Genomic DNA, 23,961 nt, shown 5'->3' on the forward strand with positions numbered 1-23,961 from the left:
GTGCCCGGTTTTCTCAGCGCCCGGCTATTTCAGCGCCATGTGTGCCCGCGGGCGACCGCGGGGTTGTTGGAGGTCCGGTTCGGCTCGTAGCTGCCGCCCTGGGGCAGGCTGTAGCCCGCCGCGTGGTGGCGGAAGGGCGGAAGCGCGAGACCGGTCGCCGCATCGACGGTCAGGGTGTTGACCATGAAGGCGGCGTTGCCGGCGGTCCCCGGCATCATGGCGGCGACCTTGTAGACGGCGGTGCCGTCCTCCAGCGCCGCCTCGGTCACGCGCAGAACCTGCACGTTGTAGGTCTGCTCGACGATCCGCTTCACCTCGTCCGCCGGCTTGGCCGCCGGAGAGGTCTGGGCGACGGCCGGAGCGGCGACCGCCCCGGCCAGCAGCAGGCCGATGAGGAAAGAACGCATGGATGGGATCCTCACTCGGCGGGCGCGCGGTGGCGGCCGTGGTGATGACCCCCATGACGGCCGGGGGTTTCACCCGTGACCTCCTGAACCCACAGCGAATGGTGCTCGCGCGCCCACTGGAGTTCGACGTCGCCCGTGCCCATGGCGTCGAAGGCGCCTTCCATGCCGACCGAGCCGATGTAGATGTGCGCGATGATGACCGCGGTCAGCACCACCGCCACCGCGGCGTGGATCAGCTGGTAGAGCTGCATGTCGGCCATCGAGGCAAAGGAGAAGGGCCAGAGCAGCTGCACGCCCGTAAAGCCCAGCGCCGCGCCGCCAAGCACCGTCGCCCAGAAGATCACCTTCTGGCCGGCGTTGAACTTCTTCGCCGCCGGATGCACGCCCTTGCTGAACAGGCCGCCGGCCTTCAGCGCCCAGGTGATGTCATTGCGCTCCGGGATGTTGTGCTTCACCCACATCACGAAGATGAGGAGGATGCCCAGCATGAAGGCGAAGCCCAGGTAGTTGTGGGCGAACTTGCCGTACTGAGTCATCGTGGCGAACGCCTCCGGCCCCAGCAGCGGCAGGACGGTGTAGCGCCCGTACAGCACATTCAGCCCGGTGAAGGCCAGGATGACGAAGCTGCCGGCGGTCAGCCAGTGCACGCCCCGCTCGAAAGCGTTGAAGCGCTGGATGGTCCGGCCGGTCTTCTGGCCATCGATCCGGATGCGCCCGCGCACCAGGAAGAACAGGACGAGCAGCCCGATCATGCCGCCCAGCGCCCAGCCGCCGTAGGTGGACAGCGGGCCGTTGCGGACCGAACGCCACAGCTCCCCTTCCGACTGCACCAGCACGCCGGCGCTCTTGTTGGGGATGGAGACATAGCCCTGCTCGCCGGAGCGGACCCCACGCCACATGTCGGTCTTGGAGGTGCCGTCCGCCGGCTGGCTGGCGACCGGCGGGAACGTCTCGGCCGCCGACGCGGCCGAGACGTTGGCCATGACCAGCGTCAGCGCCAGCATGGCGACGCCCAGCAGGACGATGTGCAGTGTCCTGCCGACCCCGCCCTTGGAATGATTCGACGTCATTGCGTCAGCCCTTCCCTTGAGAACAGCGCCCATCGGAAACGCCCTCTCAAAAACGCTGGCCGGCCGAGCGCTGCTGGAGCGCCTGGACCTGATCCGCGGACAGATGCGTGTCCGCGGCGCCGCGGTAGACGCCCTTCTCCAGATGGATCGGGCGCGCCTGCTCCTCCTCGTTGCACCCCGCCAGAAGCGGGGTGACGAGAAGGAGCGCCATCGCACAGACGGTGCGGCGGATCACGGTCACGACCCCGCCTTCATCTGATAGGCGGTGCCCCAGCCCCAGGCGCCGGACCCGAAGCCGCGGGCGACCACGCGCTCGCGGTAGATGTCCGACACCTTGTCGCCGTCGCCGGCCAGCAGGGCCTTGGTCGAGCACATCTCGGCACAGAGCGGCAGCTTGCCCTCGGCCAGACGGTTGCGGCCGTACTTCCTGTACTCCGCGTCCGTGTTGTCGGCCTCCGGGCCGCCGGCGCAGAAGGTGCACTTGTCCATCTTGCCGCGGGTGCCGAAGTTGCCGGCCTGCGGGTACTGCGGGGCGCCGAACGGGCAGGCGTAGAAGCAGTAACCGCAGCCGATGCACAGGTCCTTGTTGTGCAGGACCACGCCCTGCTCGGTCTGGTAGAAGCAGTCGACCGGGCAGACGGCCTTGCAGGGCGCGTCGGAGCAATGCATGCAGGCGACCGAGATCGACCGCTCACCCGGCTTGCCGTCGTTGATGGTGACGACGCGGCGGCGGTTGATGCCCCAGGGCACCTCGTGCTCGTTCTTGCAGGCGGTGACGCAGGCGTTGCATTCGATGCAGCGGTCCGCGTCGCAGAGGAATTTCATGCGGGCCATGGTGATGAACTCCTAGCGTCTCAGGCCGCCGAGATCCGGCAGAGGGTGGTCTTGGTTTCCTGCATCTGCGTGACCGAGTCGTAGCCGTAGGTCGTGGCGGTGTTCGCCGCCTCGCCCAGCACGATCGGGTCGGCGCCCTGCGGGTACTTGGCGCGCAGATCCTGGCCCTGATAATGGCCACCGAAGTGGAAGGGCATGAAGGCGACGCCGCGGCCGACACGTTCGGTCAGCATGGCCTTGACCTTCACCTTGCCCTGCTCCGCACCCTCGACCCAGACCATCTGGCCGTCCTTGATGCCGGCGTTGTTGGCATCGAACGGGTTGATCTCGACGAACATGTCCTGCTGCAGTTCGGCCAGCCAGGGGTTCGACCGGGTCTCGTCGCCGCCGCCCTCATACTCGACCAGACGGCCGGAGGTGAGGATGATCGGGTACTCCTTCGACACGTCGCGGTCCTGGATCGACTTGTAGAGCGTCGGCAGGCGCCAGGACTTGGTGTCCTTGTAGGTCGGGTAGCTGGCGACCAGATCGCGGCGCGGCGTGTAGAGCGGCTCGCGGTGCACCGGCACCGGGTCCGGGAAGTTCCAGGCGACGCAGCGGGCCTTGGCGTTGCCCGGCGGGTTCAGGCCGTGCTTGATCGCCACGCGCTGGATGCCGCCCGACAGGTCGGTGGTCCAGGACACGGCGCCGATCTTCTCGCCGCCGATCTTCCGGATGACCGCCATCTCGGCCTCGGTCAGGTCCCCGGTCCAGCCCAGCTTGTCGAGCATGGCGTAGGTGACTTCCGGGTAGCCGTCCTTGATCTCCGACCCGACCGGGTAGGAGCCCTCGGCCAGCAGCGTCACGCCGTTGCGCTCGACGCCGAAGCGCGCGCGGAAGGCGCCGCCGCCCTCGGCGACCGGCAGGGAGGTGTCGTAGAGGTTGGCGGTGCCCGGATGCTTCATCTCCGGCGTGCCCCAGCACGGCCACGGCAGGCCGTAATAGTCGCCGTCGCACGGGCCGCCGTTGGCGCGCAGCGTGGTCTTGTCGAAGGTCGCCTGATGCTGCATGTGCAGCTTCAGCCGCTCCGGCGACTGGCCGGTGTAGCCGACCGACCACATGCCGCGGTTCCACTCCCGCGTCGTGTCCTCGATGTCCGGCTCGTTGCCGTGGAGCTTGATGTTCTTGAACATCGGCTCGGCGAAGCCGAACTTCTTGGCGAACAGGTACATGATCTCATGGTCCGTCTTCGCCTCGAAGAGCGGCTCCATGATCTTGTCGCACCACTGGACCGAGCGGTTGGACGCGGTACGCGACCCGACGGTCTCGAACTGGGTGGCGGCGGGCAGCAGGTAGAAGTTGTCCTTGCGGTCGGACAGGACGGCGGTCATCGTCGGGAACGGATCGACGACGACGAGCAGCTCCAGCTTCTCCATCGCCTTCTTCATGTCCGGAAGGCGGACTTGGCTGTTCGGCGCGTGACCCCAGAAGACCATGCCCTTGATGCTCTCGGGCTGGTCCATGTTCTCCTTGGCTTCCAGGACGCCGTCGAACCAGCGGGACACCGGGATGCCGGTGGCCTCCATCAGCTTCTTGTCCTTGAAGCGGGCCAGGACCTCGTCATAGGAGACGTCCCAGACGCGCGCCCAGTGGCGCCACGCACCCTCCGCCAGACCGTAGTAGCCGGGCAGCGAGTCCGAGGTGACGCCGAAGTCGGTGGCGCCCTGCACGTTGTCGTGGCCGCGGAAGATGTTGGTGCCGCCGCCCGTCACGCCGACATTGCCCAGCGCCAGCTGGAGCACACAGTATGCGCGGGTGTTGTTGTTGCCGATGTGGTGCTGCGTGCCGCCCATGCACCAGACGAGCGTGCCCGGACGGTTGGAGGCCAGCGTGCGGGCGACGCGCTTCAGCTGCGAGCCCGGAACGCCGGTGACCTTCTCGACCTCTTCCGGAGTCCACTTGGCGACCTCGGCGCGGATCTCGTCCATGCCGTAGACGCGCTTGGCGATGTACTCCTTGTCCTCCCAGCCATTCTCGAAGATGTGCCAGAGGATGCCCCAGATCAGGCCGACGTCGGTGCCGGGGCGGAAGCGGATGTACTCGTCGGCCTTGGCCGCGGTGCGGGTGAAGCGCGGATCGGCGACGATCAGCGGGGCGTTGTTCTGCTCCTTGCCCTTCAGGATGTGGAGCATGGAGACCGGATGGGCCTCCGCGGCGTTGGAGCCGATGAAGAACATCGCGCGCGACTTCTGGATGTCGTTGTACGAGTTCGTCATGGCGCCGTAGCCCCACACGTTCGCCACGCCGGCGACGGTGGTGGAATGGCAGATGCGGGCCTGATGGTCGACGTTGTTCGTGCCCCAGAAGGCGGCGAACTTGCGGATCAGATAGGCCTGCTCGTTGCTGTGCTTGGCCGAGCCGAGCCAGAAGACCGAATCCGGGCCGGACTTCTCGCGGATCGCCAGCAGCTTGTCGCCGACCTCCTGGATGGCCTGGTCCCAGGAGATCCGGGTCCACTTGCCGTCCACCATCTTCATCGGGTAGCGCAGGCGGCGGTCGCCGTGGGCGTGTTCGCGCACCGCGGCACCCTTGGCGCAATGGGCGCCCAGGTTGATCGGGCTGTCGAAGCTCGGCTCCTGGCCGATCCACACGCCGTTCTGCACCTCGGCGGTGACGGTGCAGCCGACCGAGCAGTGGGTGCAGACGTTCTTGACCAGCTTGACCGGCGCGCCCGCGGCGGGGGTGGCGGTCACCGCTTCGGCCTTCTTCACCATGCCGAAGGGCATGGTGGCGGCGATGGCGGCGCCACCGGCGGCGATGCCCGAGGTGCGGAGGAACGAACGACGGTCGACGGTGTTGCCGGTCAAGCCGGAAACCATCTTCGCCAGCGAACGGCCGCCGGAAGCAGCCGCCTTCTTCTTTGTCAGCATGTGCGGCGGTCCTTCTTAGAAGCGGCTCAGTTCGTAGACCGTCCGGACATGGTCGGTCTCGCGGTAGCCCTGGGCGGGAGCGGGCTCGGCGGCCTGCACCGGCTCCGCACCCGCCACGGCGCCCACGGCGGCGGCGCCGAGCGCGCCGACGCCCAATCCAGCCGCGCGGAACAGGTCGCGCCGCGCCAGCGTGGTCTTTTCCTTCTTGTCCGTCATAGCTTCACCCTATTCTTCGCGGCTTCCCCGAGACTGAAGACCGATGGGACGCCCGGTTTCCGGGCCTTGTTTTGAGCGTTTCCGGACCGGCCTTGTCGTGGACCGGTCTCGTTGTTTTGCTGTCTGTTCGGCGGCGGTGCCGGTGCGCGGTCGGGCCGCCCCGTCACGCCGCCCGATCACGCCGCCATGTCGAAGGCCTTGCCTTCGACCTCCAGATACCGGTGACCCAGCGTGCCCACCGCGCGGTAGAAGGCGGCGGACGGCGTGGATTCCAGATCGGTGAAGAACCGGCCGGCCCAGGAACCGATGTGGCGGTCGAAGAAGCGGCGTTGCTCCTCCAGATCGGCCGGGGCGTCGAAGGCCCCGGTGATCAGACCCGCCATCATTTCGGCCAGGGCGGCGATGTGGTCTTCGGGTTCCTTCACCTCGTCGGCGCGGGCGATGCCCAGCAGCGCCATGTCGCCGCGCAGTTCGGCCAGCGGCTTTTCGTGAAGGAAACCCGTGAGATAGTAGGAGCCGTAAGGGGACAGGATGCCACCGCCGACACCGATGAAGAGGGTGTTGAACTCCTCCTCCACCGCGGCGGCGTCCGTGCCGCGGGCGGCCTCGGCCAGACCGCGCAGCGCCTGCCCGAGCGGGCTCGCGTCGCCGTCCAGCGCCGACAGAGCGGCCAGAAACTCCCCGCCGGGTGGGCGGGCAAGCAGATGCGCCAGCAGCGCGTAGAGCTGCGCCCGCTGCATCTCCTCCGGCGGCAGGCCCGACGGATCGTGTTCACCGGTCACGGACACGGCGTTCATCCCTCCCGACACGACAAAAGGACCAGATCGGCAAAGCTCCGGCACCCGGCCCCACCCGTCGCGACAACGGCGGCGCATTGGCTCGCCCGCTGCAGTCTCACGGCGTCATGGGCCGGCGCCCGAGACGCCCTGGACCGACAACCTCATATTGCACCCGCGAAAAGCCTCGCCATATCAGGGGCTTAACGTTCAGGATTGGTATATTAAAGGGCAGATTCGCGGTGTTTGTCAACAAAGGTTGACTCAGAAGTGTGCTTACCGCGACTTGGGCTGGATTAGCGCTATGCTCTTTTTATCATATCGATACCCGGTTCCTGCGAAGCAGAGGGGACCCGCTCGGGCTCCGCACCTTCGGGAAGCGCCACTATTTCTTTCCCGTCTTCATCGACGTTGCCGTCCGCGGCCGTCCCGCCGGCTCCTTGCTCCGCCTTCTCGGCCGCCTCTTCCGCGGCGTCGAGGAAGCCCTTGCCGACGCGGTAGAGCGTCTTCACCGGCGAGGACCCGGTGAACAGGCTGGCGTAGTCGTCGGCGTAGTCCTTCAACCCGTCATCGTTGGCGAAGATCGGGTCGGAGGTCCACAGCTTGCGCAGCGCCTGCCGGTGCAGGTCGTCCGGGACCTCCGCCCGCAGGAAGGGCGTGAAGTCGGACTCCAGCGTCAGTTCCTCCACCGGGGGGAGGTCCTTCAGCGGGTCATCGGAGTCCGGTGCGGCTTCGGCCGGCTCGGCCGGCTCGGCTGTCGCGTCCACCGGGAGTTGCGCGGTCGGCTCCTCGGCCGGCGGCGGCTGTGCTGGCTCCAGGGCCGGCTCCGGGGCGGGGGCGGCGGGCTGCCGCTTCAGGCGGGACCAGCGGGAGAGGAAGGATTCGTCAGTCATGCTGTGCGTCTCGGGGATTGCCAGACCTTAAGCTCTCGCGCAAACCAGAGGTTTGCGCTGACGCGGCAGGCGGACCTTCGGTCCGCCGAGAGCGGGGGGAGGCCGGGAGGGGGGCGCGGCGCCGGAGCCCCATCAAGAATTCATCACCCCTGCTTCGGGAAGTGCCGCTTGCGCTCGCGCTTCACGAAGGGGACATCCACATGGTGCTGCTCGGTGAAGTCGCGGACCAGGGCCGTGACCTCCGGCGGCATCGGCACCGTCTCCACCATCTCCACGCCGCTCACCTGATAGGCCTCGCATTCGTGGGCGGAGGCGGTGACGACGAAGGGCACGACGCCCCCCGGCTCGCCCGTCTCGTCCGGGCGCAGGACGACCCAGAGGCGCGGCGGCTCCTGCGACAGGTTCAGCTTGTAGCCTTCGGTGTCGCTGCGGAACAGCTCCAGCGGCAGGGTCGCGGCGTGGAAGTGCGCCCAGCCCTCCCCCTCGCGCAGCAACCTCCAGGGGCCGTCGGGCGGCGGGGCGCCGGGAATCACCGAGACCGGACGCCACGCCCAGTCCGCCCAGGCGCTGGTGCCCTTGCGGCGCTCCAGCACGATGCCGAGGGCCATCGTCTCGGTTCTGTTCAGCGCTTCACTCATCGGACCAGTCCCGCCGCCATCAGCCGTTCCGCCTCCGCCAGATCGTCGGGACGGTTGGTGTTGAAGAAGGGGTCTACCGGATCGGTGGCGAAGTCGGCAACCGCCAGACGGTACCGGGCCGTCCAGGCGTCCACCTTGCGCATGTCCTCCTCCACCATGGCGCGGCGGAGGTCGTCGGCGAGGTCGACCCGCCACAGCCCGAAGACCGGATGCTCCTGCCCGTCGGAGCGGGCGCAGGCGAGGTCGGCGCCCTCGCGCTCCACCGCCGCCGCCAGACGCGCGACCAGATCGCCGGGGATGAAGGGCGCATCGGTGGCGAAGCTGGCCAGCCAGCGGCAGTCCGGCGCGTTGGCCCGCGCCCACTCCATCCCGGTCAGAACCCCGGCCAACGGCCCGGCGAAGCCCTCCACCACGTCCGCGGCCACCGGCAGGCCAAAGGCGGCGAAGCGCGCCGGGTCGCCGTTGGCGTTGAGCACCAGCGGCCCGACCTGCGGGCGCACGGTGGCGACAATGCGCTCCAGGATGCTGCGCCCGCCCAGCGTGCGCAGGCTCTTGTCGCCGCCGCCCATGCGCCGCGACAGGCCGCCGGCCAGCAGCACGCCGGCAATGCCCTTAGTCGTCATCGCGACTCCCCTTGCGCTGGTGGCGCCCGCCCTCGTCGCCGACCGCGGCCGGATCGGCGTCGAAGTCCAGCCGGTCGGTGCCGGCCAAAGCGAGGAAGCGCTTGCCCTTGGCCCGCCCGACCATGGTCAGGTTGGCCTGCCGTCCCAGCTCCACCCCCCAGGCGGTGAAGCCGGAGCGCGAGATCAGGATCGGAATGCCCATCTGCACCGTCTTGATGACCATCTCGGAGGTCAGGCGCCCCGTCGTGTAGAAGATCTTGTCGTGCGCCGGCACGCCGTGCAGGTGCATGTAGCCCGCCACCTTGTCCACCGCGTTGTGCCGCCCGACGTCCTCCATATAGACGAGGGGGCGGTCGTCCTGGCAGAGCACGCAGCCGTGGATGGCCCCGGCCTCCAGGTACAGGCTGGGAGTCAGGTTGATCTTCTTCGACAAAGCGTAGATCCAGGAGGTCTTCAGCCGCGCGTCGGGGTTCAGCCGCACCGACTCGAAGGTTTCCATCACGTCGCCAAAGGCGGTGCCCTGGGCGCAACCGGAGGTCAGCGTCTTCTTCTTGAGCTTCTGCTCGTAGTTCGTGGCGCGCTCGGTGCGGACGACGACGGTGTCGATCTCCTCGTCGTAGTCGATGCCGGTGATCCGGTCGTCGCGCTTCAGCATGTTCTGGTTGAGCAGGTAGCCCACCGCCAGATAATCGGGGTAGTCGGCGATCGTCATCATGGTGACGATCTCCTGCCCGTTCAGGTACAGCGTCAGCGGCCGTTCCACGGTGACCGACGCCTCCACCGGGCGCCCGTCCTGATCCAGCCCGGAAACGCGCTCCGTCAGCTTGGGATTCGCCGGGTCCGGCCTTATGGTGAATTCCGAGAGGTCCATGACCGGAAGAGTGGGGAAGATTGCGCGCCGGGGCAAGCGGCGGATGATCGGCTCCCGCAAGACGGAAGCGATGCGGCCCCGATTTGACGCGCGAGCGCTTGGTATGCACGAGTACTTTTATGCATGAGTTCGGTCTGGCCTTCGTCACCGCCTTCCATCTGATCGCCGATTTCGACCCCGGTCTGGTGGGGATCGTCGGCCTGTCGCTGCGCGTCAGTCTGACCGCCGTCCTGCTGTCGGCCCTGATCGGCCTGCCGCTGGGCGCCGCCGTGGCCGCCTTCCGCTTTCCGGGGCGGCGCGCGGTGACCCTGTTCCTGAACACGGCGATGGGGCTGCCGCCGGTGGTGGTGGGGCTGATCGTCTATCTGATCCTGTCGCGCTCCGGTCCGCTGGGGGTGCTGGGGCTGCTGTTCACCCCGACCGCGATGATCGTGGCCCAGACCGTGCTGATCGTCCCCATCGTCGCCGCCCTGACCCGCCAGATCGTCGAGGATCTGCTGATGGAGTATGGCGACCTGTTGCGGGTGATGGGGACCGGGCCGCTGACCACCCTGTTCACCCTGCTGTCGGAGGCGCGCTGGAGCCTGCTGACCATCGTGCTGGCCGGCTTCGGGCGAGCCTCGGCGGAGGTCGGGGCGGTAATGATCGTCGGCGGCAACATCGACCGGGTGACCCGCGTCATGACCACCTCCATCGCGCTGGAGACCAGCAAGGGCGACCTGCCGCTGGCGCTCGGCCTCGGCGTCATCCTGATGACGCTGTCGCTGTCGGTTAACCTCGCCGCCGCCATGGTGCGGGAGACGCGGCGGGCCTGAGCCGCTGTCCGCTCACCGATTCTGGAAAATTTGCAAAGCCGTTCGAAGTTTCCCATAGTCGCCGCCACAGCCCGCAACCAAGGCGGGCAAGAACCTGGAGAGGGATAGTCCGATGCTGCGCCGTTCTTTCGTGCTGGGGTGCGCCGCCGCGGCGGCTCTGCTGCTCGGCTCCGTTCAGCCGTCCACCGCCGCCGACCGCTTCATCACCGTGGCCTCCACCACCTCGACCGAGGATTCGGGGCTGTTCAAGTCGATCCTGCCGAAGTTCACCGAGAAGACCGGGATCGAGGTCCGCGTGGTCGCCAAGGGCACCGGCCAAGCCATCGACATCGCCAAGCGCGGCGACGCCGACGTGCTGTTCGTCCATCACAAGCCGTCGGAGGACAAGTTCGTCGCCGAGGGCTTCAGCACCGTGCGCAAGCCGGTCATGTACAACGACTTCGTGATCGTCGGGCCGAAGGCCGACCCGGCCAAGGTCGGCGGCAGCAAGGACGTGTCCGCGGCGCTGAAGAGCATCGCCGCCGCCAAGGCCCCCTTCGTGTCGCGCGGCGACGACAGCGGCACCCACAAGTCGGAGCAGGCGCTGTGGAAGACTGCCGGCGTCGATCCCACGACGGGTGACGGCTGGTACCGCGCCATCGGCCAGGGCATGGGCGCCACGCTGAACACCGCCGCCGCGGTGAACGGCTACGCCATGACCGACCGCGCCACCTGGCTCAGCTTCAAGAACCGCGGCGACCTCGACATCCTGGTGGAGGGCGACAAGCGCCTGTTCAACCAGTATGGCGTCATGCTGGTGAACCCGGCCAAGTTCAGCCACGTCAAGGCCGCCGACGGGCAGGCCTTCGTCGATTGGCTGGTCTCCGCCGAGGGCCAGCAGGCCATCGCTGACTACAAGATCAACGGCAACTCGCTGTTCTTCCCGAACGCCAACGAGCCGGGTGCCTGACCGGCCCCCGCTCCGCGGACACAAAAAAAGGCGCAGCCCCGCGGCTGCGCCTTTTCTTTTTGGCGGAGACGAAGCGGCTTACAGCTTCTCGTTCGGTGACACCGTAACGCAGCGGTGGCCGTTGCGGGTCAGCTCCGAGCAGACCTTGCGGGCGGTCCGCTCATCCAACCCGACCATACGGGCGCGGTAGACGGTGGAGCCGTTCGCCTTCACCGGCGTCACCGCCGGCTTGGCGGCGCGCAGCAGGAAGGGCGCCTGCTTGGTCGCCTGGGTCAGCGCCCGGTTGCTGGCCTCCCGCGTGGAGAAGGCGCCGACCTGCACGCCCCACTTCGAGCCGTCGGCCTTCGTGTCGCCGTCCTCGTCGCGGGCGCGAGCCGGCGGGCGGACCGCCGCGGGGGTCGAGACGGTGGAGGCGAGCTGCGCGATGGTCTCCGGCTTGGCCGGCGGCCTGCCCTTCGCGGTGGCGCGCGGCGCGTCCTCGTCCCCGGCGCGGGCGACGACCGGCGCCTCCGAACCGCGACTCGGCTTGTCGAACGCCTTGTCGAGAATCGCCTCCATACGGGCGTCGCGCGAGGCCGCGGACTTGCCGCCCAGCACCACGGCGACCAGCCGCCGCCCGTCGCGCACCGCCGACGCCGCGAGGTTGAAGCCGCTGGCCACGGTGTAGCCGGTCTTGATGCCGTCCATGCCCTCGTAGCGCGACATCAGCCGGTTGTGGTTGTTCAGGCTGCGCCCGCCATAGACGAAGGCGCGGCGGCTGAAATAGGGGTAGTAGCGGGAGTGGTCGGACAGCATCGCCCGCGACAGGATCGAGAAGTCGCGCGCCGTGGTCACCTGCTGCATGTTCGGCAGGCCGTTGGAGTTGCGGAACACCGTGTTGCGCATCCCCAGCTCGCGGGCCTTGCGGGTCATCATCTCGGCGAATTTCGCCTCGCTGCCGCCCAGCGCCTCCGCCAGCACGACCGAGGCGTCGTTGGCCGACTTGGTGACCAACCCGAGGATCGCCTGCTCCACCCGCAGCGTCTTGCCGGCGCGCAGCCCGAGCTTGGTCGGCGACTGCGCCTCCGCCCAGGCCGACACCGGAAGCGCCTGATCCAGCCGCAGCCGCCCCTCGTCGAGCGCGTCGAAGGTCAGGTAGAGCGTCATCATCTTGGTCAGCGACGCCGGGTAGGTCAGGGTGTCGGCGTTCTCCTCGTGCAGCACCTCACCGGTGCGCGCGTCCACGACGATCGCCGCGTATTTCGCGGCCAGCGCCGGCAACGGCGCCAGGATGGTCACCGCCAGCACCGCCAGGGCGCCGCACAGGCCTCGGCCGCATAGCCCTCGAACGAAAGGGGTAATGCTGAAGGCACTTCTCAGAGTCGAACGTCCATTCGCCAAACGTTCTGTGGCCTGTTCCCCCTCCGTTTCGCGCCCGCGCCAAGCGAACGCAAAAAGCAGGCTTCGAACGGTCTGGCCCGTTACGTTCATGATGCCCCCGCCAAAGGCTAATACTTGCTGTTTGGCGCAATGGTAAATTCCATGGAAATCAGTGTCTAGCGACAATTCGTTAATTTGCCGCTTCGATTTCTTCGGCGGCGCTGTGACGAAATTGGATGAGGCGCGGACCCGTAGGGGGCGAACCGCGTTGAAGGAGCGCGACCGCCGATCCATTTTCCCGGAAGCGCAGGACCATTTCCCTTCCCGACTGGACGCGAGGCACCTCATGACCCGCCCGCCCGTGCGACGCCCGACAATTCCGCGCGCTGCCCCACGGGACGGACGAAGAGGGAGATGCGCCAGGGTGACGGGAATCACGGTGGCTGCGGCGGGTCTTCTCGCCGGCTGCGCCTCGGTCGGGCCGACCGACAACCCGGTGGCGCGCAAGCTCACCTGGGTCAGCTACCTCAACGGCGACGACCTGCGCGCCGCCTGCACCAAGGGGGAGACCGACCGCTACAGGCTGGTCTTCAACGCCGATTACCAGAAGCATGTGCGGACCTACGACATCGTCGGCGACCGCGGCACCGGCGGCGCGATGGTCGAGGCGCGCGTGCTGGAGGCCACCGACCTCGCCCGCATCGACCTGGACGACCCAGCGGCGGTCGCCCGCGGCCCGGTGGCCAAGGCCCAGCTCTCGCCGCGCCAGTTCGCCCTGTTCGTCCTGCGCCTCTACGAGAGCGGCGCCTTCGAGCCGGCGCCGAGCGGGGTGCGCCTGCCGTCCAACGGCGTCTATTGGCTGATCAACGGCTGCCGGCGGGGAAGCTGGTTCTTCAACGCCTACCCCTACCCGTCCGACCGCTTCTCCGACATCCGGTTCGACGGGCCGCTGAAGGAGCTGGATGGCAGCGGCCAGGGGACCGGCGTGCCCTACCCCGCCCTGCCACGCCCGCAGGACGCGCCGCGCACCCTGCCGACCGGCGGACAGGTGGACAGCGCCGGTGTGGTGTTCGAGGTCCAGGTGGGCCGCGACGGGCTGGTCGGACCGACGGCGCCCTTCGGGACGTGGTTGTTCGCCGGGAAGTAGTGGGCAGGGCTGACATTGCCCCCTCCCCGGCCCTCCCCCGCTTCGCAGGGGAGGGAGAAAAATCCCCTCCACCTCGAAGAGGGGGAGGGTTAGGGAGGGGGCAAGAAACTAGACCACCTCTTCCTCAGCGACATCCGCCCGCGCGCCGGCGGCCAGCAGCGTGTCCACCCATGGGCCGTCGGGCATGCGGCGGGCCAGCTCGGTGATGTTCCGGTTCCACCACAGGCGCTGCTCGACCAGATCGTCGTAGTCGAAGTTCGACTGGCGCCACAGCCGTTCCTCGGCGTTGAAGGTCACCATGTCGATGGGGAAGCCGACGTCGTTGGACGAGAAGCGCGTGCTGTCGAAGGACAGGTAGGCGATCTTCAGCGCCGTCCGCATGTCCGTGCTGTAGGACAGCGCGCGGTCGAGGATCGGCTTGCCGTAGGCGGTGGCGCCGATCGACAGGTAGGGCGTGCGCTCGTCCACCTCGATCCAGTTGCCCTCCGGGTAGACCAGGAACATGTAGGGTTCGCGGTCCTCGGCGAGCTGGCCGCCGATGATGGCGTGCAGGTTGAAGGCCAGCTTGGACGCCTCCAGCGCCTCCTTGTCCTCCGCCGCCACCTGGCGCAGGCAGGCCGTGAAGGCCGACAGCGCATCCAGCATGGTCGGATAGGTCTCGCCGCGGCGGCGGGACATGTCGCGGCGCAGGTAGGCCAGCGTCTTGTCGCGCACGCTGCGCAGGCCGGAATTCAGGATGAAGAAGCGGTCGCCGCCGCTGCCCACCATGGTCACCTTGCGCGCGGACGACAGCTGCGAACCGCTGGTGATGCGCCCGTCGGACAGGCCGATCAGGCCGTCGCGGGTCTTGATGCCGAGGCAATAGGTCATGAAAGAACGTTCCCGAACTGAAAGCTGCGACGTTTCGCCGCGGTTGGTCTGACCTTTGGCCGAAGCGCGTCCCTTCGGCGGGCAGAGTATGATTGGGCAGGATTGGCGGTAAAGCTTTCGTAAAGGCTCCGCCCAGTCGAACCGAAGTGGATCGGTTTTCCCATGAGGCGGAACGGTGGAGCTTTCGCCGTACCGACCAAGCAAAGGGACCGGGCTCAACTGATATATTGTGCGGCGCACAAGATTCTTTGTTGACTCCACCGGAGAATGCCCATAGTTTAGCCATTGCTGCACTGCAGCATTTTCGGGCCCGGAGCCGTCCGGGTCTCCCCAACGCAGCCGGTCTGCGCCCCGCAGGCGGACGGTCCGCCGGTCCGGGTTGATGCGCGCCGGGCTTCGACCAAGGAAGGAACGCAAGGCATGACGACCGTGACGAAGGCCAAGCCGGCCCCCGCCCCCACCCAGGCGTTCGAGAACGCCGCCGCCCAGGCCAAGGAGCAGGTCGAGGGCTTCGTCAAGGCCGGCCAGGAGCAGGCCGCGAAGACGTTCGAGCAGACCGCCTCCGCCACCAAGGAGCAGGTCGAGAAGCTGTCCTCCCAGCTTCTGAAGATCTCCGCCGAGCTTCAGGCCCTGAACAAGGCCAACGTGGAAGCGCTGATCCAGAGCGGCAGCATCGCCACCCAGGGCGCGGAGGAGCTGACCCGCGAGGTGACCGCCTACGCGCAGGCCTCCTTCGACAAGTCGGTCACCACCGGCAAGGCCCTGCTGACCGCCAAGTCGCTGAAGGAGGTCGTCGATCTCCAGAGCGAGTATGTGAAGGCCAGCTTCGACGCCTTCGTCGCGGAGTCCTCCCGCCTCCAGGGCATCGGCACCCGCGTCGCCACGGCGGCCCTGACCCCGCTGAAGGACCGCGTGTCGGTCACCGTCAGCACCCTGTCCAAGCCGATCGCAGCCTGATCCGCCCACACGGCGAAACCACGGAGCCCGGCCGTTCCACGACGGCCGGGCTCCGCGCGTGACGGGGCCGGCCGGGACGCGCAAAAGTTTTTGTGCACCGCACAAAATCCCGTTGACAGGCGCCGGAACCTGCCTTAAGTTTAGTCATGCTGCATTGCAGCATCGACCCGACGCCCGAAGCCACGGGGTCGCTGGTCGGATCATCCGCGCGGTCGCCAATCGGTGGGTCCGGCGCGGGTCAACCCGATGAAATTCGAGGAGCCGTTCCATGACCGACAAGTTCGCCGCCGCCACCAAGACCTTCGAAGACGCCGTGTCCGCCGCCAAGCAGAACGTGGACGGCCTGGTCAAGGCCCAGCAGGAGCAGTTCGAGAAGGCCTCGGCCCAGATCCTGAAGGGCTTCGACGAGCTGACCGCCCTGACCAAGGGCAACGTCGACGCCGTCGTGAAGTCGGGCACCATCGTCGCCAAGGGCGCCGAGGAAGCCGGCAAGCAGGTCGCCTCCTTCACCCAGTCCTCGCTGGAGAAGAGCGCCGCCACCGGTAAGGCCCTGCTGGCCGTCAAGACCGTTCAGGAGCTGGTCGAGCTGCAGAGCAGCTTCGCCAAGGCGAGCTTCGAGACCTTCGTCAAGGAGAGCGCCAAGCTGCAGGAGCTGTCGCTGAAGACCGCCAAGGACGCCTTCGCGCCGATCAACGACCGCCTCCAGGTCACGGTCGAGACGCTGTCCAAGCCGGTCGCGGCGAAGGCCGCCTGATCCAGGCCGGTCCCAGACGTCAGCCTGAGACAAAATGTCCCGGAGCCAGCAATTCCACAGACCCGGCCGCAGGGCCGGGGCGGCTCCCACCTCCGCCGCCCCCGGGACGCTGTCGTCCGGGGGTGCGGACGGCGCAAGGCGGTACCGCTTTAAATCCTGCCGCCTCACGGCATTGTGAAGTTCCGGGAAAGCCCGGCGGTGCAGACCGCCGGGCTTGTTTCTTTTGGGCGCGAGGGACATCTACAGGCTACGGGTCGTGCCATTTTTGGCACGCCGGTGCGGCAGTTCTGCCGCAAAATCAAATGCCTTCCACCAATTCCGGGGTAGCCGGGCAGGTCTTGTTCCGAATGGGCCTCTCCCAAATGGGGACTCACCGAAAACGGCCCCTTCCCACCGCGCCCGGAGTTCTCATATCATTCATGCGACGTACATCGCGATGTTGACCTGTTGAGACCATGGCCGAAAACGACAAGCACGGCGACGAGGGCACCACCACGGGCGTGGTTATCAAAACCAAGCCTAAGACTAAAAAGCCCTCGATGTATAAGGTCTTGATGTTGAACGACGACTACACACCTATGGAATTCGTCGTTCATGTCTTGGAGCGCTTCTTTGCCAAGTCGCGCGAGGAGGCTACGCGGATCATGCTGCATGTGCACCGGCGGGGTGTGGGCTTGTGCGGCGTGTTCACCTACGAGGTGGCGGAGACGAAAGTCACGCAGGTGATGGACTTTGCGCGCCAGCACCAGCACCCGCTGCAATGTACGCTAGAAAAGGATTAAGGCCACAGATGCTGTCGCGTAACTTGGAACAGACGCTGCACCGAGCCCTGGCCCATGCGAACGAGCGCAGGCACGAATACGCGACGCTCGAACACTTGCTGCTCGCATTGACCGAGGATGCCGATGCAATGGCCGTCTTGCGCGCTTGTGGGGTCGATCTGGACCGACTGCGCGCCGAACTCTCGGATTACCTCGACAACGAGCTTGCGAACCTGATCACGAACAGGCCCGATGATGCTAAGCCGACGGCTGGCTTCCAGCGGGTGCTGCAACGCGCGGCCATCCACGTCCAGTCGTCGGGGCGTGAAGAGGTGACGGGAGCAAATGTGCTCGTCGCCCTGTTCTCTGAACGCGAAAGCCACGCGGTCTATTTCCTGCAGGAGCAGGAGATGACCCGTTTCGACGCGGTGAACTACATCTCTCACGGAATCGCGAAGGCCCCGGGCCGCTCGGAAGCGAAGCGCGTTACCGGAGCCGACGAGGACGCGGCGGCGGAGAAGGTCGTGAAGAAAGGCAGCGAAGCCCTAGAGGCTTATTGCGTCAACCTGAACAAGAAGGCGGCCAGCGGGAAGATCGATCCGCTGATCGGACGGGAGCAGGAGGTCGAACGGACCATCCAGATCCTGTGCCGGCGGTCGAAGAACAACCCGCTGTATGTCGGTGACCCCGGTGTCGGCAAGACCGCCATCGCCGAGGGGCTGGCCCGCCGCATCGTCCATGGCGAGGTCCCGGAGGTGCTGAAGGGCGCCACCATCTTCGCGCTCGACATGGGCTCCCTGCTCGCCGGTACGCGGTACCGCGGCGACTTCGAAGAGCGCCTCAAGGCCGTCGTCTCCGAACTGGAGGCCACGGAAGGTGCCGTCCTCTTCATCGACGAGATCCACACGGTCATTGGCGCCGGTGCGACCTCGGGCGGTGCGATGGACGCCTCGAACCTGCTGAAGCCGGCCCTCGCCTCCGGCTCGCTGCGTTGCATCGGTTCGACGACCTACAAGGAATACCGGAACTATTTCGAGAAGGACCGGGCGCTCGTCCGGCGCTTCCAGAAGATCGACGTCAACGAGCCGACGGTCGAGGATGCGATCAAGATCCTCCAGGGGATCAAGACCTACTACGAGAAGCACCACCGGGTGAGCTACACCAACGACGCGATCCGTTCGGCGGTGGAGCTGTCCGCGAAGTACATCGGCGACCGCAAGCTGCCGGACAAGGCCATCGACATCATCGACGAGGTCGGCGCCGCGCAGATGCTGCTGCCGGAGAACAAGCGGAAGAAGAAGATCTCCGTCAAGGACGTGGAGGCGGTGGTCGCCAAGATCGCCCGCATCCCGCCGAAGTCGGTCAGCCGCGACGACAAGGAGACGCTCCTCAACCTGGAGCGCGACCTGAAGACCATGGTCTTCGGCCAGAACAAGGCCATCGATGCGCTCGTCTCCGCCATCAAGCTGGCCCGCGCCGGCCTGCGCGAGCCGGAGAAGCCGATCGGCAACTACCTGTTCACCGGCCCGACCGGCGTCGGCAAGACCGAGGTGGCCCGCCAGCTCTCCCTCACGCTGGGCATCGAGCTGACCCGCTTCGACATGTCGGAGTATATGGAGCGGCACACCGTCTCCCGCCTGATCGGCGCCCCTCCGGGCTATGTCGGGTTCGACCAGGGCGGCCTGCTGACCGACGCCATCGACCAGCATCCGCATTGCGTGCTGCTGCTCGACGAGATCGAGAAGGCCCATCCGGATCTGTTCAACATCCTGTTGCAGATCATGGATCACGGCAAGCTGACCGACCACAACGGCAAGACGGTGGACTTCCGCAACGTCATCCTCATCATGACCTCCAACGCGGGCGCCGCGGACATGGCCAAGCCGGCCATCGGCTTCGAGCGCGAGCGTCGGGTCGGCGAGGACATGGAAGCGGTGGAGAAGCTGTTCACGCCGGAGTTCCGCAACCGTCTGGATGCGATCATCCCCTTCGCGCCGCTGACCCAGGAGGTCATCAACCGCGTGGTGGACAAGTTCATCATGCAGATGGAAGCGCAGCTCGAGGACCGCGGCGTCACGATCGAACTCGACGATCAGGCCCGCGAGTGGCTGGGCAAGAAGGGCTACGACCCGCTCTACGGCGCGCGTCCGCTGGGCCGCGTGATCCAGGAGCACCTGAAGAAGCCGCTGGCGGAAGAGCTGCTGTTCGGCAAGCTCGCCAAGGGCGGTTTGGTCAAGGTCACCGTGAAGGACGACAAGCCCGCCTTCGAGTACACCGAGGGGTCGCGCAAGCGGCGCTCCGGCGACGAGGACGAGGACGAGGTCGTGCACGAACTGGCGGAATGACGCCGGCTCGCACGCAACGCGAAAAAGGGGGCCGCAAGGCCCCCTTTCTTTTTGTCCGGTCGGCCGGCTCTTTGAACCATCATTCCTCTTTGAACCATCATTCCTCGACCAGGACGACCGCGTCGTTGGAACTCTTCATCAGGGCGATGCCGTGCAGGCAGTCGCGCTCGGCCGTGTAGCCCTCGCTGCTGACGGCGATGGCCTCGCCGTTGGCGGCGTGGAAGGTCCAGCGCCATTCGTTGCGGTGATCCTTGTAGACCTTGTATTTGGCAGCCTTGCCCGTGGACATGTGTTCCTCCTCGCCGTTGGTCTGATACGGACGGCGGAGGCGGCACGACTGTGAAGGGTAGGCGGTTGCATTCCCGACGCCGCATCATGGACACTCCTTCCAGGCGGCCCCCAAAACGAAGCACGCCGAAACGAAGAACGAGGAAACGCACCATGCCCCTTCCTTTCCTGAGCGGACTGCGCGTCATCGATCTCGGCCAGTATCTGCCGGGTCCCTACGCCGCCCAGATGCTGGCCGACCTCGGCGCCGAAGTGGTGAAGGTGGAGCCGCCGAGCGGCGATCCGCTGCGCCAAATGGGTCCCACCGATGCCGACGGCACGACCGCCGCCTACAAGCTGCTGAACGCCGGCAAGACGGTCATCCGCCTGAACCTGAAGGACGAGGGCGACCGCGGCGCCTTCGAGACGCTGATCGCCGGGGCCGACGCCCTGGTGGAAAGCTACCGCCCGGGCGTGCTGGACAAGCTGGGGGTCGGCCACGCCCGGCTGCGCGCGCTGAACCCGCGGCTGGTCCACGCCAGCCTGTCCGGATGGGGCAGCAGCGGTCCTTACGCCCGGCGGGCGGGCCATGACCTCAACTACATGGCGGTCGGCGGCGGCCTGGATTCCTCGGGCACGCCGGACCACCCCTCGATCAGCCACCCGCCGGTCGCCGACTTCGCCTCGGCCCAGCAGGCAGCGCTGGCGGTGGTCGCCGCCCTGTTCGGGCGCCAGCGCAGCGGCGAAGGCTGCTTCCTCGACCTGTCGATCATGGAAACGGTGCTGGGCTGGCAGGGCTTCAACCTGACCGCCGACGCCCGCGGCGAGGTCCCGGCCCGCGGCGAGGCGCTGCTGTCCGGCGGGGCCGCCTGCTACCGCATCTACCGCACCGCCGACGGCCGCTTCGCCACCCTGTCGGCGCTGGAGGCCAAGTTCTGGCAAGGCTTCTGCGAGGCGGTGGGACGCCCCGACTGGATCGCCCGGCAGGGCGACCCGCTGCCCCAGGCCGCCCTGATCGCGGAACTGGACGCCCTGTTCGCCACACGCAGCCTCGCCGACTGGAAGGCGCTGCTCGACCCGGTGGACTGCTGCTTCGAGGCACTGCCGACGCTGGCGGAGATGCCGGACCACCCCCACATCGCCGCCCGCGGCCAAGTCCGCGTCACGCCGGGACCGGAGCCGCTGGTGGAGACCCTGATGGGCCTGCGCGTCGATGGCGGAAGTCCGCCCGAGCGCGCGCCCTTGCGCGAGTCCACCGCGGCCGCGGTGCTCGCCGCCTGGACGTGAGGCCTACAGGGCGATGAGGGGCCCGCCGCCGTCGCGCGGCGGCCGCGCGTCCAGCGGGCCGCGGCGGGCGCCCATCAGGCTGGCCTTCGACAGGTTCGCCGCCGCGTCGTCGCAGCCGCGCAGGTCGGCGGAGGCGAGGTTGGCCATCTCGAAACTGGCGCCGGCCAGCTTGGCCCCGGTCAGCCGGGCGCCGCGCAGGTCGGCGGCGGCCAGCGTGGCGTTCGTCAGGTTGGTCGGCCAGCTCCGCCCGGTCGGGGTGCCGTCCGGGTTGCGCAACTCCACCATGCCGAGGTCACCACCGTGGAGGTCCGCCCCGGTCAGGTCGGCCCCGCTCAGGTTCGCCCCGGTCAGCACCGCTTGGTCCAGCCGCACCCGGCGCAGGCTGGCCCCGCCGAAATCGGCCAGCGAGAGCGAGGCGTTGGACAGCCGCGCCTCGTCCAGCTTGGCGTCGCGGAACACCCCGCCCGACAGATCGCAGGCGGTGAGGTCCAGCCCGCGCAGGTCCATCCCGGTGAAGTCCGCCCGCAGCCCGGCCCCGCCGCCGCTGTTGATCCACAGGATATGGGCGTCCAGCACGCTGCGCACCGGCGCCGGCAGGGCGTCGGCGTTCTTCATGTAGACGGCACCGCTGAGGTTGGCGCCCCGCGTGTCCGCCACGGTCAGGTCGACGTTGCGCAGGGTCGCCTCGCGCAGGTCGGCGTTGCGCAGGATGGCGCGGGTCAGGTTGGCGCCGTTCAGCACGGCGCGCTTCATTTTGGCCCCGCTGAAGTTCGCCTCGGTCAGGTCGGCCCCGGCCAGATTGGCGGCGAACAGGTTGGCGTTGCTGAAGTCGCCGCCCGCCGTCGAGGCGTTGGCCAGTTCGGCGTGGCTGAGGTCGGCGCCCTTGAAGTTGACGCCGTCCATCCGCGCGTCCGTCAGGTTGGCGGGCCGCCGCTCCTCCTCGTCCTCGCGCCCGGCGCGGTGGACCATGATCTGGCCGGGGCGCAGATCGGCCCCTTCGAAGTCGGTGCGGGTCAGGTCGGCCTTCAGGAAGTTCGTCCCACGCAGGTCCGCCCGCGCGAAGGAGGAGCCCACCAGCTTCGCCCGGCTGAAATTCGCCCCGAACAGGTCGGACATGGCGAAGCTGACCTCCTCAAGCTGGGCATCGGAAAAGTTGCCCTGGGTGAGGATGGCCGTTTGCAGGTTGAAGCCCTTCAGCCGCAGCCTCGACAGATCGACGCCCTTCGCCTGAAGGCGCACACCGCCCGGCCTCAGTTTGAGATAGAATAGATGGTCCCGCACCTGCTTCAGGAATTCCATGGCGCGGTCGGTCATCGGGCGGGTCCGTCGGTCGGCTGATCCCGCCCACACTACGCATTGCGCATGGGCAGTAAAGGAGAAATCCCCAATCGTCCGCCACCCCTGCAATGCCACGGACGCATGCCGGACCGGGGCCATGGAGCAGTCTTTAAACCATTGAACGACAACGCGGTTAGGGTTGGGAGAGGGAAAGCATGACGAGTTTCGACACGGAGTGCCTGCGCCGCGCCATCGCGCTCAGCCGCACACATATGCAGGGCAACGCCGGCGGCCCCTTCGGCGCGGTCATCGCGCGGGACGGCCGGATCATCGGCGAGGGGTGGAACTGCGTGACCTCCACCAACGACCCGACGGCGCACGCCGAGGTCGTCGCGATCCGCAACGCCTGTCGTGATCTCGGCAGCTTCAGCCTCGCCGGGGCAACCGTCTACACGAGCTGCGAGCCCTGCCCGATGTGCCTGTCGGCGATCTACTGGGCGCGGATCGGGCGCATCGTCTACGCCAACGGGCGCGACGACGCGGCGTCCATCGGTTTCGACGACGCCTTCCTCTACACGGAAATTGCCCTGCCGCTGGAGCAGCGGGCAGTCCCCATGCAGCGTTTGCTGGCCGACGAGGCGCGCGCCGTCTTCGACGAATGGGCCGCCCGGCCCGACCGCGTTCCCTACTGATCTGGCCCTACTGCTCCGGCAGGCCATCCTGGCGGTAGGGTGACAGCTCCATCAGCGCCTCGCGCTCCGCCGCCACACCGGGCCGCTCGCGGCGCAGGTAATCGGCGATGGCGCGGCGAAAGCCGGGGTCGGCCACCCAGTGGGCGCTGTAGGTCGGCACCGGCAGGTAGCCGCGCTGGATCTTGTGCTCCCCCTGGGCGCCGGCCTCGACCCGGCCGAGGCCGCGCTCGATGGCGAAGTCCAGCGCGCGGTAGTAGCACGCCTCGAAATGCAGGAAACGATAGCTGCCGTCGGAGCCCCAGTTGCGGCCATAGAGGGCGTCGGCCCCGATCAGGTTCAGGGCGCCGGCCACCCACTCCCCGTTGTCCTCGCACATCACCAGCATAACCCGGTCGGCCATGGTCTCGCCCAGAAGCCGGAAGAAGGCGCGGTTCAGATAGCCGCCGCCCCATTTCCGGTCGGCGGTCTCCAGATAGAAGCGGTAGAAGGCGTCCCAATGCTCCGGCTTCAGGTCGGCGCCAGTCAGGCTGTGCAACCGGACGCTGCTCTCCGCCACTTCGCGCCGCTCCTTGCGGATGGTCTTGCGCTTGCGGCTGTTCAGGGTGCCCAGGAAATCGTCGAAGCTGGCGTAGCCGCGGTTTTCCCAATGATACTGCACGCCTTCGCGGAGCAGCCAGCCGGCCTCGCCGAGGCGGCGCCAATCGCCCTCCTCCGGGAAGGTGACGTGGACCGAGGAGACGCCATAGCGCCGCGCCACCTCCTCCATCCCCTGGATCAGGGCGCCGGCGACCGCCTCCATCCCCTGGATCGAGGCGCCGGGCCGGACCAGAAGGCGCGGCCCCGGCACCGGGGTGAAGGGCACGGCGCACTGCAGCTTCGGGTAATACTGCCCGCCCGCCCGCTCATAGGCGTGCGCCCAGGCGTGGTCGAAGACATATTCGCCATAGGAATGGTTCTTCAGATAGAGCGGCACCGCGCCCATGATGCGCCCCGCCCCGTCGAGGGCGGCGAGGTGGCTGGGCTGCCAGCCGGTGCGGCCGATGGCCGACCCCGACTCCTCCAGCGCCAGCAGGAAGGCGTGGCTGAGAAACGGGTTGTCCGGCCCGGCGCAGGCGTCCCATTCCTGGGGATCGGCCAGACCGATGCCGGTCAGAACCTTGACGGTGATCGTCCCCCCGGCCTCGGGGTCGGCGCCGAGGGTGGGGCCGCTGTCCTTGCCGTCGGGCATGGTCTCTCCTTCGCG

The 23,961-nt window shown here is 67.7% G+C and carries 25 protein-coding genes; 9 read left to right on the forward strand and 16 right to left on the reverse strand.

What is annotated here, in order from left to right; all coding sequences use genetic code 11:
- Positions 1 to 29: 29 nt before the first annotated feature.
- From ABAZ39_RS10090 to fdhD, 11 genes are all read right to left on the reverse strand, one after another.
- Complete coding sequence (locus ABAZ39_RS10090) at positions 30 to 407, reverse strand: hypothetical protein (protein ID WP_038529090.1); 378 nt, start codon at positions 405 to 407, stop codon at positions 30 to 32.
- A gap of 11 nt (positions 408 to 418) precedes the next feature.
- On the reverse strand, positions 419 to 1,477 hold the full coding sequence (locus ABAZ39_RS10095) for a formate dehydrogenase subunit gamma (protein ID WP_038529093.1): 1,059 nt from the start codon (positions 1,475 to 1,477) through the stop codon (positions 419 to 421).
- A gap of 46 nt (positions 1,478 to 1,523) precedes the next feature.
- Positions 1,524 to 1,718, reverse strand: coding sequence for a hypothetical protein (locus ABAZ39_RS10100; RefSeq protein ID WP_038529094.1), 195 nt, complete (start codon positions 1,716 to 1,718; stop codon positions 1,524 to 1,526).
- Positions 1,715 to 2,311, reverse strand: coding sequence for a formate dehydrogenase FDH3 subunit beta (fdh3B, locus tag ABAZ39_RS10105; RefSeq protein ID WP_038529096.1), 597 nt, complete (start codon positions 2,309 to 2,311; stop codon positions 1,715 to 1,717). Before fdh3B ends, ABAZ39_RS10100 begins: the two co-directional genes overlap by 4 nt.
- Before the next feature lie 20 nt (positions 2,312 to 2,331).
- On the reverse strand, positions 2,332 to 5,220 hold the full coding sequence (locus ABAZ39_RS10110; protein ID WP_038529098.1) for a formate dehydrogenase subunit alpha: 2,889 nt from the start codon (positions 5,218 to 5,220) through the stop codon (positions 2,332 to 2,334).
- Positions 5,221 to 5,235: 15 nt separating this feature from the next.
- Positions 5,236 to 5,436, reverse strand: coding sequence for a hypothetical protein (locus ABAZ39_RS10115; RefSeq protein ID WP_038529100.1), 201 nt, complete (start codon positions 5,434 to 5,436; stop codon positions 5,236 to 5,238).
- A 176-nt stretch (positions 5,437 to 5,612) separates the two neighbouring features.
- A complete protein-coding gene (locus ABAZ39_RS10120) occupies positions 5,613 to 6,224 on the reverse strand; it encodes a TorD/DmsD family molecular chaperone (protein WP_038531157.1) in 612 nt (203 codons plus the stop codon).
- Between the two features lie 290 nt (positions 6,225 to 6,514).
- Positions 6,515 to 7,105: a DUF3306 domain-containing protein gene (locus ABAZ39_RS10125; protein WP_038529102.1), complete on the reverse strand. Its 591-nt coding sequence runs from the start codon at positions 7,103 to 7,105 to the stop codon at positions 6,515 to 6,517.
- 143 nt (positions 7,106 to 7,248) lie between these two features.
- On the reverse strand, positions 7,249 to 7,743 hold the full coding sequence (locus tag ABAZ39_RS10130) for a DUF3305 domain-containing protein (protein ID WP_038529104.1): 495 nt from the start codon (positions 7,741 to 7,743) through the stop codon (positions 7,249 to 7,251).
- Positions 7,740 to 8,366 (reverse strand): molybdenum cofactor guanylyltransferase MobA, encoded by a 627-nt coding sequence (gene mobA / locus ABAZ39_RS10135; protein ID WP_038529106.1) that lies wholly within the window; start codon positions 8,364 to 8,366, stop codon positions 7,740 to 7,742. Before mobA ends, ABAZ39_RS10130 begins: the two co-directional genes overlap by 4 nt.
- Complete coding sequence (gene fdhD, locus ABAZ39_RS10140; protein WP_038529108.1) at positions 8,356 to 9,237, reverse strand: formate dehydrogenase accessory sulfurtransferase FdhD; 882 nt, start codon at positions 9,235 to 9,237, stop codon at positions 8,356 to 8,358. The genes mobA and fdhD overlap by 11 nt, the downstream gene beginning before the upstream one ends.
- A gap of 119 nt (positions 9,238 to 9,356) precedes the next feature.
- Here fdhD and ABAZ39_RS10145 point away from each other — a divergent pair, with 119 nt between their 5' ends.
- Both ABAZ39_RS10145 and ABAZ39_RS10150 read left to right on the forward strand, forming a co-directional pair.
- Positions 9,357 to 10,052: an ABC transporter permease gene (locus ABAZ39_RS10145; RefSeq protein ID WP_038529110.1), complete on the forward strand. Its 696-nt coding sequence runs from the start codon at positions 9,357 to 9,359 to the stop codon at positions 10,050 to 10,052.
- Between the two features lie 112 nt (positions 10,053 to 10,164).
- The gene (locus tag ABAZ39_RS10150) at positions 10,165 to 11,001 is read left to right on the forward strand and encodes an ABC transporter substrate-binding protein (RefSeq protein WP_081862945.1); all 837 of its coding nucleotides are present in this window, start codon (positions 10,165 to 10,167) and stop codon (positions 10,999 to 11,001) included.
- Positions 11,002 to 11,079: 78 nt separating this feature from the next.
- Here ABAZ39_RS10150 and ABAZ39_RS10155 read toward each other — a convergent pair whose 3' ends face one another.
- The gene (locus ABAZ39_RS10155; RefSeq protein WP_038529112.1) at positions 11,080 to 12,471 is read right to left on the reverse strand and encodes a D-alanyl-D-alanine carboxypeptidase family protein; all 1,392 of its coding nucleotides are present in this window, start codon (positions 12,469 to 12,471) and stop codon (positions 11,080 to 11,082) included.
- A gap of 313 nt (positions 12,472 to 12,784) precedes the next feature.
- Between ABAZ39_RS10155 and ABAZ39_RS10160 the strand changes: the two genes are divergently transcribed.
- The gene (locus ABAZ39_RS10160) at positions 12,785 to 13,507 is read left to right on the forward strand and encodes a hypothetical protein (protein WP_247881565.1); all 723 of its coding nucleotides are present in this window, start codon (positions 12,785 to 12,787) and stop codon (positions 13,505 to 13,507) included.
- Between the two features lie 108 nt (positions 13,508 to 13,615).
- Here the strand turns inward: ABAZ39_RS10160 and ABAZ39_RS10165 are convergent, their stop codons facing one another.
- Positions 13,616 to 14,377, reverse strand: coding sequence for a proteasome-type protease (locus ABAZ39_RS10165; RefSeq protein WP_038529116.1), 762 nt, complete (start codon positions 14,375 to 14,377; stop codon positions 13,616 to 13,618).
- 420 nt (positions 14,378 to 14,797) lie between these two features.
- Between ABAZ39_RS10165 and ABAZ39_RS10170 the strand changes: the two genes are divergently transcribed.
- The 4 genes from ABAZ39_RS10170 (at position 14,798) to clpA (ending at position 19,194) form a co-directional block, all read left to right on the forward strand.
- Entirely contained in the window at positions 14,798 to 15,334 is a 537-nt protein-coding gene (locus ABAZ39_RS10170) for a phasin family protein (RefSeq protein ID WP_051657922.1), read from the forward strand.
- 268 nt (positions 15,335 to 15,602) lie between these two features.
- Positions 15,603 to 16,088, forward strand: coding sequence for a phasin family protein (locus tag ABAZ39_RS10175; protein ID WP_014239701.1), 486 nt, complete (start codon positions 15,603 to 15,605; stop codon positions 16,086 to 16,088).
- A gap of 455 nt (positions 16,089 to 16,543) precedes the next feature.
- The gene (gene clpS / locus ABAZ39_RS10180; protein ID WP_038529118.1) at positions 16,544 to 16,870 is read left to right on the forward strand and encodes an ATP-dependent Clp protease adapter ClpS; all 327 of its coding nucleotides are present in this window, start codon (positions 16,544 to 16,546) and stop codon (positions 16,868 to 16,870) included.
- Between the two features lie 8 nt (positions 16,871 to 16,878).
- Positions 16,879 to 19,194 (forward strand): ATP-dependent Clp protease ATP-binding subunit ClpA, encoded by a 2,316-nt coding sequence (gene clpA, locus ABAZ39_RS10185; protein ID WP_014239699.1) that lies wholly within the window; start codon positions 16,879 to 16,881, stop codon positions 19,192 to 19,194.
- 97 nt (positions 19,195 to 19,291) lie between these two features.
- On the opposite strand, the gene ABAZ39_RS10190 is transcribed toward clpA, so the two are convergent.
- The gene (locus ABAZ39_RS10190; RefSeq protein WP_038529120.1) at positions 19,292 to 19,483 is read right to left on the reverse strand and encodes a YegP family protein; all 192 of its coding nucleotides are present in this window, start codon (positions 19,481 to 19,483) and stop codon (positions 19,292 to 19,294) included.
- A gap of 152 nt (positions 19,484 to 19,635) precedes the next feature.
- Here ABAZ39_RS10190 and ABAZ39_RS10195 point away from each other — a divergent pair, with 152 nt between their 5' ends.
- Entirely contained in the window at positions 19,636 to 20,748 is a 1,113-nt protein-coding gene (locus ABAZ39_RS10195; RefSeq protein ID WP_038529122.1) for a CaiB/BaiF CoA transferase family protein, read from the forward strand.
- 3 nt (positions 20,749 to 20,751) lie between these two features.
- Here ABAZ39_RS10195 and ABAZ39_RS10200 read toward each other — a convergent pair whose 3' ends face one another.
- Positions 20,752 to 22,062 (reverse strand): pentapeptide repeat-containing protein, encoded by a 1,311-nt coding sequence (locus ABAZ39_RS10200; protein ID WP_051657923.1) that lies wholly within the window; start codon positions 22,060 to 22,062, stop codon positions 20,752 to 20,754.
- Positions 22,063 to 22,241: 179 nt separating this feature from the next.
- On the opposite strand from ABAZ39_RS10200, the gene ABAZ39_RS10205 reads away from it, so the two are divergent.
- Positions 22,242 to 22,718 carry a nucleoside deaminase gene (locus ABAZ39_RS10205; RefSeq protein ID WP_038529124.1) on the forward strand — a complete coding sequence of 159 codons (477 nt, stop codon included), beginning with the start codon at positions 22,242 to 22,244 and terminating at the stop codon, positions 22,716 to 22,718.
- Between the two features lie 7 nt (positions 22,719 to 22,725).
- On the opposite strand, the gene ABAZ39_RS10210 is transcribed toward ABAZ39_RS10205, so the two are convergent.
- The gene (locus ABAZ39_RS10210; protein ID WP_051657924.1) at positions 22,726 to 23,946 is read right to left on the reverse strand and encodes a GNAT family N-acetyltransferase; all 1,221 of its coding nucleotides are present in this window, start codon (positions 23,944 to 23,946) and stop codon (positions 22,726 to 22,728) included.
- Positions 23,947 to 23,961 lie beyond the last annotated feature (15 nt).

Origin of the sequence: Azospirillum argentinense, assembly GCF_000632475.1 — a bacterium.
GTDB classification, from domain to species: Bacteria; Pseudomonadota; Alphaproteobacteria; order Azospirillales; family Azospirillaceae; genus Azospirillum; species Azospirillum baldaniorum.